At 64.1% G+C, this 14,610-nt stretch carries 11 protein-coding genes; 7 read left to right on the top strand and 4 right to left on the bottom strand.

Translation table 11 applies throughout. From position 1 onward, the window contains the following. Window positions 1-591: 591 nt before the first annotated feature. A complete protein-coding gene (locus tag FRC98_RS09625) occupies window positions 592-1,956 on the top strand; it encodes a hypothetical protein (protein WP_146981119.1) in 1,365 nt (454 codons plus the stop codon). Between the two features lie 691 nt (window positions 1,957-2,647). Here the strand turns inward: FRC98_RS09625 and FRC98_RS09630 are convergent. From FRC98_RS09630 to FRC98_RS09645, 4 genes are all read right to left on the bottom strand, one after another. Then, entirely contained in the window at window positions 2,648-3,619 is a 972-nt protein-coding gene (locus tag FRC98_RS09630; RefSeq protein WP_146981121.1) for an alpha/beta hydrolase family protein, read from the bottom strand. Window positions 3,620-3,880: 261 nt separating this feature from the next. Beyond that, window positions 3,881-5,530 (bottom strand): fatty acid CoA ligase family protein, encoded by a 1,650-nt coding sequence (locus tag FRC98_RS09635; RefSeq protein WP_230467466.1) that lies wholly within the window; start codon window positions 5,528-5,530, stop codon window positions 3,881-3,883. Further along, window positions 5,514-6,368: an alpha/beta fold hydrolase gene (locus FRC98_RS09640; protein ID WP_146981124.1), complete on the bottom strand. Its 855-nt coding sequence runs from the start codon at window positions 6,366-6,368 to the stop codon at window positions 5,514-5,516. The genes FRC98_RS09635 and FRC98_RS09640 overlap by 17 nt, the downstream gene beginning before the upstream one ends. Before the next feature lie 305 nt (window positions 6,369-6,673). Beyond that, window positions 6,674-7,282 carry a hypothetical protein gene (locus FRC98_RS09645; protein ID WP_146981126.1) on the bottom strand — a complete coding sequence of 203 codons (609 nt, stop codon included), beginning with the start codon at window positions 7,280-7,282 and terminating at the stop codon, window positions 6,674-6,676. 211 nt (window positions 7,283-7,493) lie between these two features. Between FRC98_RS09645 and FRC98_RS09650 the strand changes: the two genes are divergently transcribed. The 6 genes from FRC98_RS09650 (at window position 7,494) to FRC98_RS09675 (ending at window position 14,607) form a co-directional block, all read left to right on the top strand. Next, the gene (locus tag FRC98_RS09650) at window positions 7,494-7,721 is read left to right on the top strand and encodes a copper ion binding protein (protein ID WP_146981128.1); all 228 of its coding nucleotides are present in this window, start codon (window positions 7,494-7,496) and stop codon (window positions 7,719-7,721) included. Window positions 7,722-7,791: 70 nt separating this feature from the next. Continuing rightward, complete coding sequence (locus tag FRC98_RS09655) at window positions 7,792-8,337, top strand: sigma-70 family RNA polymerase sigma factor (RefSeq protein WP_146981129.1); 546 nt, start codon at window positions 7,792-7,794, stop codon at window positions 8,335-8,337. 169 nt (window positions 8,338-8,506) lie between these two features. After that, on the top strand, window positions 8,507-10,795 hold the full coding sequence (locus tag FRC98_RS09660) for a heavy metal translocating P-type ATPase (RefSeq protein WP_230467467.1): 2,289 nt from the start codon (window positions 8,507-8,509) through the stop codon (window positions 10,793-10,795). Between the two features lie 231 nt (window positions 10,796-11,026). Next, a complete protein-coding gene (locus FRC98_RS09665; RefSeq protein ID WP_146981133.1) occupies window positions 11,027-12,928 on the top strand; it encodes a copper resistance system multicopper oxidase in 1,902 nt (633 codons plus the stop codon). Beyond that, the gene (locus tag FRC98_RS09670; protein ID WP_146981134.1) at window positions 12,915-13,880 is read left to right on the top strand and encodes a copper resistance protein B; all 966 of its coding nucleotides are present in this window, start codon (window positions 12,915-12,917) and stop codon (window positions 13,878-13,880) included. Before FRC98_RS09665 ends, FRC98_RS09670 begins: the two co-directional genes overlap by 14 nt. A 94-nt stretch (window positions 13,881-13,974) precedes the next feature. Next, window positions 13,975-14,607 carry a hypothetical protein gene (locus FRC98_RS09675; protein WP_146981136.1) on the top strand — a complete coding sequence of 211 codons (633 nt, stop codon included), beginning with the start codon at window positions 13,975-13,977 and terminating at the stop codon, window positions 14,605-14,607. Window positions 14,608-14,610: the final 3 nt, after the last annotated feature.

Consider the following 14,610-nt stretch of genomic DNA (forward strand, 5'->3'; position numbering starts at 1 on the left):
GAAGCCCCCAAGAAACAGAAACACAAGGCGTTCCGCGAAGCACAGAAACGGACATTTTCCGACGACAAATAACTTAACACTCATAACCAACTTACGATCTGACATTGTTGCTACCCTGTGAACGCTTTCCACTTTACACTATTATTCAGATTATTAAACCGCCGCTATGACAATGGCGCTTAGCCACGCCAAGTGCGTCAAAATCGGAACGGATGATGAGCAGAACAATAGTTTAATAGAGTGAGATGGGTGAAGGATTTTTGAAAGATATCAAACGTTGAACGTCAAAACGTCGTACCGCGCTGGTGCAACAAATTATTTCGGGGCGAGACCTCAAAATATGACGCTGCGCACCATCACGACCTCAATCTTTGCGAAACCAAGCAGTGGTGCGAGACCGTCGTTGATGCGGGTGAGAACGGGCTGAAGAGCCGGCAGGAGTTTGGTGGAGCGCCTGTGGTCCTCGCCATAATCTTCAGCCGAACACCTCCCCCGCCCGGGTGACCGATCACCAGGCAACTGCCATCCTCGCCGCCCACCCCCCCCTCATTCCCACGACTCCCTACCCGTCCCCCAACCCACGACCCCACCATGCCCACCAAACTCGCCACGCTCCTCCCCGCTTTGTGCGCCCTCACCCTGGCAGCCGGCTTGCTCGCCTGCTCCACCTCCGAGTCGAATTCACGCGCCGGCGCTCCGGGTGTGGGCGAGTTGGCGCACGTGGACACGGCGGCCATCACCCCCTTTCGTTTAGCGCGCATCGCGCTGGGAAAAGGCTTCGAGGTGCGCGTCGATGAGAGTGGGCTGTGGGCGAGCACGCCCTATGGGGGTGAGGAGTGCGGCGGGGCCCGGGTGGAGGTGACCTATGTGGTCACGCATCTGGACCGCGACGAGGTGAAGACGTCGGGAGATGCGTGCCAGTTCCGACGTTATGTGAAGACGCTGGAGCTCCCATCGGAGGTTCCGACCCGGGCGCGCCTGGTGTGCGACACCTGGGTGCCCTCCGAGAGCGATGCCGGCGAGACGGCCTGCGATGCGATCGTCGGCTCGTTCGTCCTGGCCGATGCTCCCGCCCCTGGGGAACTCGCCGGGTTGGAGGCGCCGGAGGTGCGCGAGCGCGTTGTGCCAGCGCTTTTTAATGCGCCTGGCGAGCATGAGGTCTTTGTGCCGGGTGCAGACGCCTGGATGCCTTACATCTATGTGGGGTCGGTCGATCTTGGCCTGCCTGGCGAGGTTTTCGTGGTGGGGAGTGACCGCATTGCCTCCGGCGTGTTTCTCAGCTTTTTGTTCGAGAACGAGGAGGGGATGTTTGTGGAAAATGAACTCGATTATGTCGACGGCCGCCTGTGGGCCGGACCGCTTTCCGACGGGTCGGGACAACCCGCGGACCTCTTTGCGCAGGTTCGCGATGAGAGCGCGGAAGGGCCGGTTCAGCGATGTGTGCGTTATGCGTTCAGCGAGGGTTTTTACCAGCCGAGTTCCGAGAGCTGCCCCGATGTCGATGCGCGTGGTCGTTTGATCTATATGGACGGCCCGAGCGCCGCCGAGCAACCCGCCCCCGCCAAAGAAGCCACGGACGCGCCCCCCGAAGACCCCAACCGCTATACCCGGCTGCACTTCGAGATGACCATCGAGGTGGATGGGGACGTGAAGTCGCGTCCGCAAAGCATCTCCATGCCGGGCATGCCGGTCACGGTGAGTCAGAATGGTGGTGGCGAGCGCCCGGTGCAGTTTCTCTTGGAGATGACACCGACCTTTGTCGGCGAAAACATCGCGCTCGCCGGGACGATCGAAGGCAAAGTCGGCGAGGAGGTGGCGTATGCGCAGGCGATCGATGCGCAGGTCGCGCTGGGGGAGCCGATGGCGATTGCGTTCGAGCTGGATGGGATGGCGTATGTGATTGAGATGGTAGTGCAGAAGTCGGAGTATCAGCGGGAGAACTCCGTGCGGCAGTAGCGCCCTGCTTCCCGCTCCCCCCTCGCCGCGTTACTCGCGCTTAAGGTCCCGACTGACGCTCCAGACATACCCCAAACGGGGCGTCGAGGGGGTCGCCGCCCTTTCGTGATAGGCTCGGCCAGGGGTCGAGGGGGTCGCGAGCCTTTCGCGATAGGCACGAGCTGGGCGTCGAGGGGGTCGCCGCCCTTTCGTGATAGGCAAGGGGTAGGCGTCGAGGGGGTCGCCGCCCTTTCGTGATAGGCAAGGGGTAGGCGTCGAGGGGGTCGCGAGCCTTTCGCGGTCGATTCGGCCGGGCGGCGGAGAGAAATTGTAGGTGGTATCGGGGCTCGGGCTCGATCTGGTACTCGTACTGGTAGCTCGTGCTCGTACTGGTAGCTCGTGCTCGTACTGGTACTCGTGCTCGTACTGGTACTCGTGCTCGTACTGGTACTCGTAGCTCGCACTGGTACTCGTGAATCTCCGACGCCCTCACGAATCGACCCACACCGCGAACCCGGGCGCCCCACAACCACACAACCTCATAACCACCTAACCACAACCCGCGCCCCTCCCAACGCCCTCACAAATCGACCCACGTCGCGAACCCCGGCGTCCCACAACCACCCAACCACCCAACCACCTAACCACAACCCGCACGCTCCCCAACCCACACGCTCCCCCCATCATCGCGCCCCCCCCAACACCCCAAACCTCAAGGCACTCGCACCACACACGACTCCGGCAGCCCCCCTCGCCCCGCCGTCCATGGCGAGGGTCCGGTGCCGATATGCGAGGCGAAGAAGTCGAGTACGAGCTCCGCGCTGACCTCCGGATGAAGCGTGTGGCCCTGGTCGTGTTCGCACTCGACGACCACCCGGTCGTGTTCGACGAGCCACTGGGCGGCGGTGCGCCCGGCGTCGCTTAAGTTCACTGTCACCGGGGTGCCGGGGACGTTGTCGCTGCTTCCGCCGTGGGTCAGCAGAACGGCGCCCTTGCGGGCGTCGATGGGGTCGAGGGCGGGCCAGTCCCAGTCGACGAGGCCGGGGAGGACGGTGACGCGCTGGGCGGCGGCGAGGTTTTCGGGTTCGTTGATCCACAGCCCGGAGGCCGTGTAGATGGCGCGCACGTGGTCGCTTCGGGTGGCGTGCAGCAGGTTGACGATGGTGGCGCCCGCACTGAATCCCGCCGCGAAGATGCGGTCGGTGCCCACGTTGCGGTGGGTGCGCAGGCAGCCCACGACGATATCAAAAAGCTCAAGATCGTGGTTGGGGTCGTGGGTGCGGATATCCCAGTCGAGGCCGTTGAAGGGCTGCAGGTTCAGGTCTTCGAGGAGCACGCGCACGAAGGGAAAATCGGGGTCGGCGTCGGGGTGGACTCCCAGAGTGTCGAGGAGCGCGGCGTCATTCTGGGCGTCGACCTCCGGGCTCCGGGAGCCGGAGAAGCCGTGGAACCAGAACACCGCCGAGAGGGGCTCATCGTGGCTTGTCGCTGGCGAGGCGATCCAGAAGCGCCGCTCGGTGCCGTTGACGTCGATGGTGTTGAGCCCCTCGTTGACCTCGTCGCATTGCACGTCGGGCCAGGGCAGGTCCGGGGGCTCGCCAGGGCCACGGGTCTGGGCATCATCGCCGCAACCGGCCCACGCAACGAGCAGCACACACAAAAGAACGATTCGCAGATTCCACATAAAGTCTTCTCCGCCGACATCGTGAAGTTTACGCCCTGAGTAACGATTATCTCAGGGCGAGAGGACGAGCCGGGCTGCCCTTGAATCGCGGACGGCCCGAGGGGGGAACTCGCTCGTAGCGTCGAGCTTAGTGGCGAGTCCGGTGGGGGAGCAAGGACGCCTCCCCCCCGTTTGAGTGAACTTTTACTTTCTTAACATCGCCCCGGAGATGCGGGCGTTGTCCGGGCTGATGGGCTGTGGGTCTGCGGCGTTTGAAGGCGCTTAACGAAGGCGCCTGGCCGCCCACCTCGCGAGCTCGGGACGGTCGATCTTGGAGTTATGACGAGGGTCCACCGGGAGGCGGTCGATGAAGAGGACGTCGCGAATCTCGCGAGAGACCTCGTGGTCGCTGGCGAGCTGCAGCAGCGTCTTGCGCAGCTCGCTGTGATCGGCGCCGGGGTGGGCTTCGACGCAGAGCACGGGCCGATCGTGGGTGAGGCCGGGCACGCCCACCAATCCGCATCGTTTGACGCGGGGCTCGGCGTTGAAGATCGGCTCACATAGCAGGGGAAAGAGCGGCCCCTGCTCCCCGCGCACCCGATGGCCTATGCGACCCACCACCCAGAGGCGCCTCTGCTCATCGAGGTAACCCGCATCGCCGAGGCGATGCCATGGGCCGATCTTGTTCTTTTGCGTGCTCTCGGGGTCATCCATGTAGCCCGCGCTGATATGGGGGCTTTTCACCAGCACCTCGCCAATCTCGCCAGGGGGCACATCCTGGGCCTCCTCGGCGATGCCGTCGGCGATCGCGACCACCCGAAGCTCCACGCCTTCAAAGGGACGCCCCACGCAGATGCCGTGGCCGCACTCGGTCTTCTCCCAGGTCTCGGCCAGCGTCTCCCGGGCGCTATGCGCGGTGGAGGGCAGCGCCTCGGTGGCGCCGTAGTTGGCAAACACCTCTCCGTTGGGCATCGCGCGGGTCAGCGCGCCCATAACCGGCCCGGTGATCGGCGCGCCACCGCCGATGACCACCTCCAGCGAGGGCATCGTCAGGGCGTTGGCCTCGGCGTGACGCGCCATATTTGCCAGAATGATCGGGGAGGCGAAGAGCGAGCGCACCTGGCAGTCGTTGATCACCTCCACCAGGGGCGCCGGATCGGTCTTCGCGGGCGGCTCGCGCACAAAGTGAATCGGCGGCACCACGACCGTGCCTTTGGCGCTCAACCCGATCATAAAAAAGGCCGGGAAGACGGCCATATCCACCGGCAGGCCCTCGCGCCCGGCAAACCCCCAGCTCTGGTGGGCGATGCGCAACACTCCACAGAAATTTCGGTGGGTGTAGAGCGCGGGCTTGGCCGGCCCGGTGCTGCCGGTGGTGTAGAGCACGGTCATCGGATCGTCTGGTCCCACACTGGCGAGCTGCGGACGCTCCGGGCGCGCGCGCCGCAGCGAGGCCACGGTGCGCGCGCCCGGAAAGCCCGGGCCCGGCCCCACCACGATGCTCTTTTTCAGAAAGCGCGGGCCCCAGCCAAAGATCAGGCGCGCCACATGGGCAAGCCCCACCCCCACAAAAGCCGTAGGTTGTAGCCTACGCAGGCGCTCGCCAACGTTCCTCAATCCCACCGCCGGGTCGATCATGATCACGGTGGCCCCGACCCGCGTCAGCGCCACGTACACCACGCAGGCCTCGTAGCTCGGCGGCGCCATAAAGACGGTGCGCGTCTTTTCGGCGATTCCCAGCTCGCGCAGCCCCACGGCCACCGACTCCGCATCCTCGGAGAGGGTTTTGTAGGTGAAGCGCGCATACGTTCGCCGGCCCTGCCCGTCGCGACCGCTCGGCTCAATGATCGCCACGCGCTCGGGTTCTTCGTGGGCCACCTCGCCAACGAGGCTCGCCAGATCAAAAACATCGTTTTCAAAGAGCATCGTCATGACCTGCATCGGTGGGTTCAGATGACATAAATGATCTAAGGATCGCCGCGACGCGCTCCGGATCTTCGAGCATCGGGAGGTGTCCGCACCCCTCCAACCACTCCTCGCGCTGAGGGCGCAACCCCTCTACCAGAGCGCGCCCTCTCCGGGCCGGCAGCACCCGATTCTCCAGCCCCCAGACGGTGCAGATGGGTGGAAAATCAGCCGGCGGCTCAAAGACGTCGAGCACGTTGTAGTTGGGAATGTCGGCCAACACCTCCAGGAGCGCCCGCGACTGCGAGGCGCTGGCGTAACACGACGCCAGCTCCTTTTGGCGGTGCACCTTCCTGGCAAGCCCGCGCCGTCCAAGCTGCGAGCGCACGCCCAGCGCCCCAAAGCGCGAACCCAGAGGAATCTTGGACATCACCTCCACCACCCCCGGCGCCCGCTCGGGAAGCCCGTAGAGCAGCGAGTAGATGCCCGTCTCAAAGGTCGCCGCCGTCAGCGTGTTGATCAGCACCATCGCCCGCACGCTCTCGGGATGCGCCATCGCGTAAGCCAGGCTCGTGGCGCTCCCCATGCAGTTTCCCACCAGGCGGACCGGCGCCAGATCGTGCGCCTCGATAAAAGCCTTGAGAATCGCCACATGACGACTCAGCTCATAGCCCTTGCCCGGCTTCGACGAGGCCCCAAACCCCAGCAGATCGAGGGCAAACACCTCAAACCCCTCCAGCCTCTCGATGACCTCGTTCCAGATCACATGCGAGGTGCCGCCATTATGCAGCATCACCATCGGCGCCCCGGACCCGGTGCGCCGGAAGCGGATCGACAGCTCTTCGAAGGGAAAGGTCTCCAACATCGGTGGCTCCTCGCGTGGCGCGTTGAACGGGCGCTCCAACCACCGCCACGTCGCGCTCGCTGGCGAGCCCAGGGCGATGGCAGGAGCATGCTCTATACCTCTGCCCGCGCTAAGGGACAAAGACGCCCCACACGCCCCACCGGCGCCCCCACCCAACACGCACCCCACCGATCGCCCTCACGAATCGACCCACTCCGTGAACCCCGGCGCCCCACAACCACACAACCCCATAACCACCTAACCACAACCCGCACGCCACCGGACGCCCTCACGAATCGACCCACTCCGTGAACCCCGGCCTCACCTCATTTTTCGACCTCACCCCCTACATACGTCTCCCCATCCCACACAAACCTGACAGGCGTCGTCTCCCACAGCCCCTCGGCGTCGCGCTGGGCGGTGGAGACATGAAGGTCACTCCAGCCCCGATTGGAACCCGGCCCCACGGTGATGCCGCCTGGCAGGAAGTAGGTTAGCTCGGCGATCACCTCGTAGCCGCCCCCCTCGCAGGTTCGGAGCACGTCGGTCGGGCAGACGGCAAAGTCGCGGCAGGTGGAGCGTTTAGGGACGAGCACCTCGAGGCGACCGTCGCCGTTGAGGTCAGCGGCCAGGGCGATGGTGAGGTTGGAGTCCCGGAGGTCGAGGGAGCCGTAGGTGGCTTCGTCGGGGATAAAACACGGGGGCTCGGGCTGGTTCTCGCTTTCTTGTTCGCGCGAGTCTGCGCTCGCGGGGCTGGCGGCGCTCTCAGCCGAAGTCTCGGGCTCGCCGACCGGCTCGATCTGGTCTTCGGCGGCCTGTTCTTGGGCGGCCTGGCCCTCCACCACGGGCGCGTTCTCGGCCTCTGGCGAGGCGTCGCAAGCGGTGATGGTGTGCGAGGTGGTGATGAGAGCAAAGAGCGAGCGACGAAGAATCACAACATGCCTTTTCGTGGCGAAACAATGGCCGGCGGACAAAAAAGTCTGGCGAGACTGTAACCTCGCCAGACGACGCGCGTCTATGTAGGTAGATGCCCCGGTGGCCGCGCGCTGACTTCTGCGGAAATTCGCGCGAAGACGCCCATCGAGGTCATCGTTCAAACCGGGCGATTCGTCGCTTTTGACCTAATTCACGCATCGGAGGTTCATCATGAGTACCCTTCAAAAAACCCTGCACGTCAAAGGCATGAGCTGCGGAAACTGCGCCAAGCACGTCGAGAAGGCCGTCGGCGCGCTCGACGGCATCGCGTCGGTCGCGGTGACCCTGGACAAAGAGCAGGTCACGGTCGCCTACGAGGAGAGCACCACGAATCTGGGCGAAATCTCCAAGGCCATCGAGGACGCGGACTACGAGGTGGTTGGCGAAGTCGAGGGCTAGAAAGACCTGCGCCCCCTGAAACGTTGAACCTTTTGATAGCCCACCGCCCTCTCCCGAACGAGGCCCATGTATGACGACACCCACTTCAAACGCCGCGCTCGAATCGACGCTTCTGGAGCATCGCGAGCAGCTTCTGGGCTTTGTGCGCTCGCGGGTCTCCGATGCACAGATGGCCGAGGATATCCTGCACGACAGCCTTATGAAGGCGATGGGTTCTTTCGATCAGCTCGACGATGAAGACAAGGTGGTCGCCTGGTTCTACCAGATCCTGCGCAACGCGATCATCGACCGGCAGCGTCGTAAAAAGACGCAGGAGAAGTACGTCGGGCAGTACGCCCGGGAGGCCGAGATTCGGGAGACGCCCGAAGAACGCGCCAACGTCTGCCAGTGTTTTCGAAAGCTGATCCCGACGCTCAAAGATGAGTATCAGGAGATGATCGAGACGATGGAGCTTGGCGAGGCCGAGACCGAAGAGCTGGCAGCCCAACTGGGCATCACGCCCAACAACCTCAATGTGCGGCGTCACCGGGCGCGTAAGCAGCTCAAGGGCCGCATCGAGGAGACCTGCGGGGCGTGTGCAGCGCGTGGGTGTCTGGACTGCACCTGCGGCCACTAAGCTCGCGTCGCACACCACCGTTTGCTCATTAAAAACCCGCAGCCACCTCGGTGGCTGCGGGTTTTTTGTCTCTGGGCTGTAAGCGCACGCGGCGGGGCCCGTCTGCAGGGGTGAAGCGCCTGAAGGCGCGCACCATCATGTCATCCCCATGCAGAACGAGGAGGTTGCGATGAGCACCCTGACTGAAACATTGAGAATTGAAGGCATGACCTGCGCGTCCTGCGTGAGCCACGTCGAGAAAGCAATTGCCGGGTTGCCGGGCGTGACCCGCGCGTCGGTGAACCTGGCGACGGAGCGGGCCACGGTGGCGTTTGTGCCGCGCACCATCGACCTTGAGGCCATTGCCGCCGCCGTGCGCGAAGCGGGCTATGAAGCCACGCCCCTGGCCGACGACAGCTCGCGCAGCGAGGTCGAGGAGGCTGCGCGCGAGAGCGAGCTTCAAACCCTGCGCAAAAGGTTGGGGATCGCCGCCCTTCTGACCGCGCCGCTGCTGCTCCTGGAGATGGTCCCGATGATGATTCCCGGAGCGCACCACTGGCTGATGGGCATCATTGAGCGGCAGACGCTCTGGTATCTGTTTTTCGCGCTGGCGACGGCCGTGCAGTTCGGCCCCGGGTGGCGTTTCTACCGCACGGGCTGGGCGGCTCTGCGGCGCCTTAGCCCGGATATGAACACGCTTGTGATGCTCGGAACCAGCGCGGCCTACGGCTATTCGGTGGTGGCGACCTTTATGCCGGGCCTGCTGCCCGCAGAATCCTTGCATGTCTATTACGAGGCCTCCGCCGTGATCATCACGCTCATACTCGCTGGCAAATACATGGAGGCGCTGGCGAAGGGGCGCACCAGCGCGGCGATTCGCAAGTTGGTGGGCCTGCAACCCAAGAGCGCACGTGTCGTCCGCGACGGCAAAGAGCTGGAGGTGCCGCTGGCTGAGGTTGGGGTGGGCGATGTGATTCGCGTGCGCCCCGGGGAACGCGTACCGGTGGATGGTGAGGTCGTGGAGGGTGCGTCTTACGTCGATGAGTCCATGATCACGGGCGAGCCCGTACCCGTGGAAAAGATGTTGGGAAGCGAGGTCGTCGGCGGCACGATCAACGCCCACGGCACCTTTTTGTTCAGAGTCACGCGCGTCGCCGGCGATACGGTGCTCGCGCAGATCATCCGCACCGTCGAGCAGGCCCAGGCCACCAAACCGCAGATTCAGGCACTGGCCGATAAAGTCGTGGCGGTCTTTGTGCCCATTGTGCTCGTGCTCGCTGCGCTGACCTTCGGCGCCTGGCTGTGGCTTGGTCCGGCGCCGGCGTTAACGTCGGCGCTCGTGGCGGCCGTCTCGGTGCTCATCATCGCCTGCCCCTGCGCGATGGGCCTGGCGACGCCCACCTCCATCATGGTGGGCACCGGCAAAGCCGCCGAGCTCGGCGTGCTCTTCCGCAAGGGCGACGCCCTGCAGACCCTCCAGGAAGCCGACATCGTCGCCCTCGATAAGACCGGCACCCTCACCGAGGGTCGCCCCACCCTCACCGATTATTTCGTGCAGGGTGGCTTTGACAAAACCGAGGTGTTGCAGCTGGCCGCCGCCGTCGAGCAGGGCTCGGAGCACCCCATCGCCCGGGCGGTGGTGGAGGCGGCCGCCGCGCAGGGCCTTCCCGTGTTGCTGGCGAGCGACTTTGAGGCGGTTGCGGGTTTTGGCGTCCGCGCAAAGGTTGGCGAACGCCAGGTGGCTATCGGTGCGGACCGATACGTCAGGCGCCTGGGGCTCGACCCGTCGATCTTCGCCGCAGAGGCCGAACGCCTGGCCTCCGACGGCAAGACGCCCTTCTACATCATGATCGACGACGCGCTCGCCGGGGTTCTGGCCGTATCGGACCCGATCAAAACTTCAGCGCCCGAGGCGATTCGCGCGCTGAAAAAACTCGGCCTGCGCGTGGCCATGATCACCGGCGACACCCAGCGCACCGCCGAGGCCATCGCCCACCAACTCGGCATCGACGAGGTGCTGGCCGAGGTGTTGCCCGAGGGCAAATCCGACGCCGTGCGCCGCCTGCAGGCCACCGGCCTCAAGGTCGCCTTTGTGGGCGACGGCATCAACGACGCCCCGGCGCTGGCCCAGGCCGACGTGGGGCTGGCCATTGGCACCGGCACCGACATCGCCATCGAGGCCGCCGACGTGGTCTTGATGAGCGGCAACTTAAGCGGCATCCCCAACGCCATCGCCCTCTCGCAGGCCACGCTGCGCAACATCAAACAGAATTTGTTCTGGGCCTTTGCCTACAACGCCGCGCTCATTCCGGTCGCCGCCGGCCTACTTTACCCCTTCTTCGGCGTGCTTTTGTCGCCGATGTTTGCGGCCGGGGCGATGGCGATGAGCAGTACCTTTGTGTTGATGAACGGGTTGAGGTTGCGGGGGTTTGCGCCCTCAAACACTCGCCCCTCGGCGGCCCCGCTCCCGGCGATGTAAAGCGTGATCTTCGTGCTTCGAACCACTCTGAACATTTGACTTCCACACGCTCGTTCCAAGTGTTGGTGCGCACCAAACGCAGCCACACACGACGTATCCCAGATTGGAGGACGACCGAGCGCGAAAATACAGCGAGACGCATCGCAGGGGGTCGCGCTGCGCCTCTCCCCGCGCTCCCAACGCTCACCCGAAGACGTAGGTCGCCACAAAACACATGAGGAGACCCACCCCATGAAGGACGACGACGCACCACACAACCCCGGCTCAGGCCTGACTCGCCGCCGCTTTCTGCTCACCGGCGCCACCGCGCTGGCCGGCCTCACGCTCTCGCCAAAACTCCTGGCGAGCGAAGGGGACCTTGAGCCCGCCGGCGACTTCGGTGAGCTCGACGCCACCGCGCCCGGCGGCATCGACCTGTACATCGAGCGAAAAACCCTGCGCATCGACGGACTTCCGGGGCGAGCGATTACGATCAATGGGTCGGTGCCCGGCCCGACGATCCGTATGACGGAGGGCGAAGAAGCCGTGATCCGCGTGCATAACCGCATGCGGGAGGCGACCTCGATTCACTGGCACGGCATCCTCCTGCCCTTTGATATGGACGGTGTGCCGGGCATCAGCTTTGCGGGCATCGCGCCGGGCGAAACGTTTACCTACCGCTTTCGTCTGCGCCAGAACGGCACCTACTGGTACCACAGCCACAGCGGGCTTCAGGAACAGATGGGGCATTACGGGCAGCTCATCGTCGAGCCGCGGGACGAAGATCCCGTCGACTACGACGTGGAGCACACCCTGGTGCTCTCGGACTGGACCTTTGAAGACCCGACCACCGTCTACAAAAAACTCAAGAGCTTTGAGGGGTATTATAACTTCCAGCGGCCCACGCTCGCGAACCTTCGGCAGCAGGCCGACGCGACGGATCAAGGGCTGGGTGAGGCCATTGGCAGCCGGCTTCAGTGGAACCGGATGCGCATGGATTCTACGGATATCGCGGATGTCACCGGCGCGACGTACAGCTATCTGCTGAACGGGCGCACGGCTCGCGAAAACCCCACCTTCATCGCCGGGCCTGGCGAGCGGGTGCGCCTGCGTCTGACCAACGCCTCGGCCATGACTTATTTCGACGTGCGCATCCCCGGCCTGGCCATGACCGTGGTGCAGGCCGACGGGCAGAACGTGGAGCCGGTGGAGGTCGACGAACTGCGCATCGCGGTGGCGGAGACCTACGACGTCATCGTGACTCTGCCCGACGCCCGCGCCTACACCATCTTTGCTGAGACTATGGACCGAAGCGGCTACGCGCGCGGCACCCTCGCTCCGCAACAGGGCATGTCCGCCCCGATTCCCGAACGCCGCACTCGCCCCCTCCTCACCATGGCGGACATGGGCATGATGCATGGCGATATGGAGAGCATGGAGGGAATGGAAGGCATGGACCACGGGGGAGATCACAGCGCCCACGGCGGAGATGAAGCCAGCGACTCGAAGGACAAGATTCGCTATCCGCCACACGACGAACACAACGTCTCGTCAGTGGCGCATCGCCACGCGCTCCCCGTCACCGACCTGCCGATGAGCGTGCCGCATGGTCCCGACGACCACGGGGCGGGCAGCATTACCATGGCCGAGAACGCCTACCGCCAGCTCGACGATCCCGGTGTGGGCCTGGGCGACGACGGGCGCCGCGTGCTCACGTACAGCCAGCTCCGCATCCTGGAGACGCCCCCCGACCGCCGGCCCCCGACCCGGGAGATCAACCTGCATCTCACCGGCAATATGCATAACTACATCTGGGGATTTAACGGCAAAAAGTGGTCTGAATCCGAGATGTTACGCTTTAAATACGGGGAGCGACTGCGCATCAACTTCATCAACGACACGATGATGAATCACCCCATGCACCTGCACGGCATGTGGATGGATCTTTACGCTGGCCATGACTACGGAAAGAACCCGCGCAAACACACCGTCAACGTGCAGCCGGCGGAGCTTTTAACCGTCGACATCAGCGTCGATGCGCCCGGGCAGTGGGCCTTTCATTGCCATCTTCTCTACCACATGAAAGCCGGCATGTTCCGCACCGTCGCCGTGGTGCGCGACCTCAAAGGGGAGCCCATCTATGCCGACCGTTAAACACTACGCCCGGGCGCTGGGACTTGCCCTCTCTCTGCTGCTCCTCACCGACTCGCCGGCCTGGAGCCAGGAAGGCCACGAGCACCACGAGATGGAGGAGGAGCGCGACGACGCCCCCGAGCCCGAAGAGTCGCCAGAATCTCCGGCCGAAGAGGCCGAAGAGGATCCCGATGATGTCGAGAGCTACCAGGGCGAAGAACCCGCGCTCCCCGAAGGCATGACCCTCGACGAGGTGCTGGAGAGCGCCGAGCAGCCGCCGCCGGAGGACTTCCCCGACGCGATGCACGACGATGCGATCCGCGCCTTTCTGCTCTTTGACCAGCTCGAATACCGCTACGACCTCGGAGACGCCCCGGACCAGATCGGCACCGAAATCTCGGGCTACGTCGGCGGCGATTACAACCGCCTCTGGCTCAAAGGTGAGGGCGAAACGAGCTGGCAGGGCCCGGTGGGTCTGGAGGGCGAATCGGAGATCGATGTGCTCTACGGCCGGCTGATCTCGCCATTCTGGACCGTCCAGATCGGCGCCCAATACACCAACACGTGGGCCGAGAATGCTTACGAGGACATCTGGTCCGGCGCCCTGGCCCTGCAGGGCCTGGCGCCGGGCATGTTTGAAGTCGACGCCTCGCTCTACCTGACCGAAAACCTCAACCTTCTTGCCGATCTGGAGGCGGAGTACGACCTGCGCATCACCCAACGCCTGGTGCTCCAGCCCCGCGCCGAGCTGAACTTTGCGGCGCAGGACATCCCCGAGCGCGGTATTGGTATTGGGCTGAGCCAGGCCCTCGTGGATCTGCGCCTGCGCTACGAGTTTTTAAGGGAGGTCGCCCCCTACATCGGCCTTCGCTACCAGGGGCTCATCGGCGCCACGGCGGATTTTGCCGAGGCTTCCGGCGAAGGCGCCAGCCGTTTTTTCATTCTGGGCGGTGTGCGCTTTGCGCTCTATTGAGCGGGCATATGGCGTCGTAGTTAGGCATCAAAAAAGCAGTCTTATTCAGCAGTTAAATGACATAACGAAAACTTCATTTCCTACGAGGCATGTCATGAAAAAGCGTTTTCTTTCCGGTGTATGCTCCATTCTTCTTCTCCTGGGCCTGAGCGCGTGCAGCACCTCTGGCACACCCAGCAGCGACGAGACGAGCGCGCCGACCGAGCAGGCCCAGACCGAAGGTCAGGAGTCTGAGAGCCAGGACGCCACGGCCGGACAAAACGACGCGATGGGCCAGAAGATGGGGCAGATGTGCCCGATGCAGGTCGAGGGCACCACCCGCGAGATCGTCCGGCTCGACAACGCCGTGGCCATGGACTTCACCACCACCGGCGATGTCGAAGAGCTGCGCGCACGCGTCGAGAAGATGCCCGAGCATCACGCGAAGATGCATGGCGAAGACGGTCAGATGCCCCGGGGCCACGGCCATCATGGCCAGGGTGGCCAGATGCGCCACGAGCAGATGAGCGAAGAGCACCAGGAGATGCGTCGGCAGATGATGGAGATGATGGCCGACGTCACCCTGGCGACAGAACCCATCGAAAACGGCATGCGCCTGACCTTCACCCCCGCCGACGCCTCTCAGGTCGACGCGCTCTACCAGATGATGCAGAGCCACGCGCAGATGATGGAACAGGAGGGTCAATGCCCGATGATGCCGATGATGGGCGACGCGCAGGAGACATGACGC

The organism is Lujinxingia vulgaris (genome assembly GCF_007997015.1).
Classification (GTDB): Bacteria; Myxococcota_A; Bradymonadia; order Bradymonadales; family Bradymonadaceae; genus Lujinxingia; species Lujinxingia vulgaris.

What these genes read in the sequence shown, in the direction of transcription:
- FRC98_RS09625 (WP_146981119.1), top strand. Translation starts at nt 592, where the DNA reads ATGCCCACCAAACTCGCCACGCTCCTCCCCGCTTTGTGCGCCCTCACC.
- FRC98_RS09630 (WP_146981121.1), bottom strand. Translation starts at nt 3,619, where the DNA reads ATGTGGAATCTGCGAATCGTTCTTTTGTGTGTGCTGCTCGTTGCGTGG.
- FRC98_RS09635 (WP_230467466.1), bottom strand. Translation starts at nt 5,530, where the DNA reads ATGACGATGCTCTTTGAAAACGATGTTTTTGATCTGGCGAGCCTCGTT.
- FRC98_RS09640 (WP_146981124.1), bottom strand. Translation starts at nt 6,368, where the DNA reads ATGTTGGAGACCTTTCCCTTCGAAGAGCTGTCGATCCGCTTCCGGCGC.
- FRC98_RS09650 (WP_146981128.1), top strand. Translation starts at nt 7,494, where the DNA reads ATGAGTACCCTTCAAAAAACCCTGCACGTCAAAGGCATGAGCTGCGGA.
- FRC98_RS09655 (WP_146981129.1), top strand. Translation starts at nt 7,792, where the DNA reads ATGACGACACCCACTTCAAACGCCGCGCTCGAATCGACGCTTCTGGAG.
- FRC98_RS09660 (WP_230467467.1), top strand. Translation starts at nt 8,507, where the DNA reads ATGAGCACCCTGACTGAAACATTGAGAATTGAAGGCATGACCTGCGCG.
- FRC98_RS09665 (WP_146981133.1), top strand. Translation starts at nt 11,027, where the DNA reads ATGAAGGACGACGACGCACCACACAACCCCGGCTCAGGCCTGACTCGC.
- FRC98_RS09670 (WP_146981134.1), top strand. Translation starts at nt 12,915, where the DNA reads ATGCCGACCGTTAAACACTACGCCCGGGCGCTGGGACTTGCCCTCTCT.
- FRC98_RS09675 (WP_146981136.1), top strand. Translation starts at nt 13,975, where the DNA reads ATGAAAAAGCGTTTTCTTTCCGGTGTATGCTCCATTCTTCTTCTCCTG.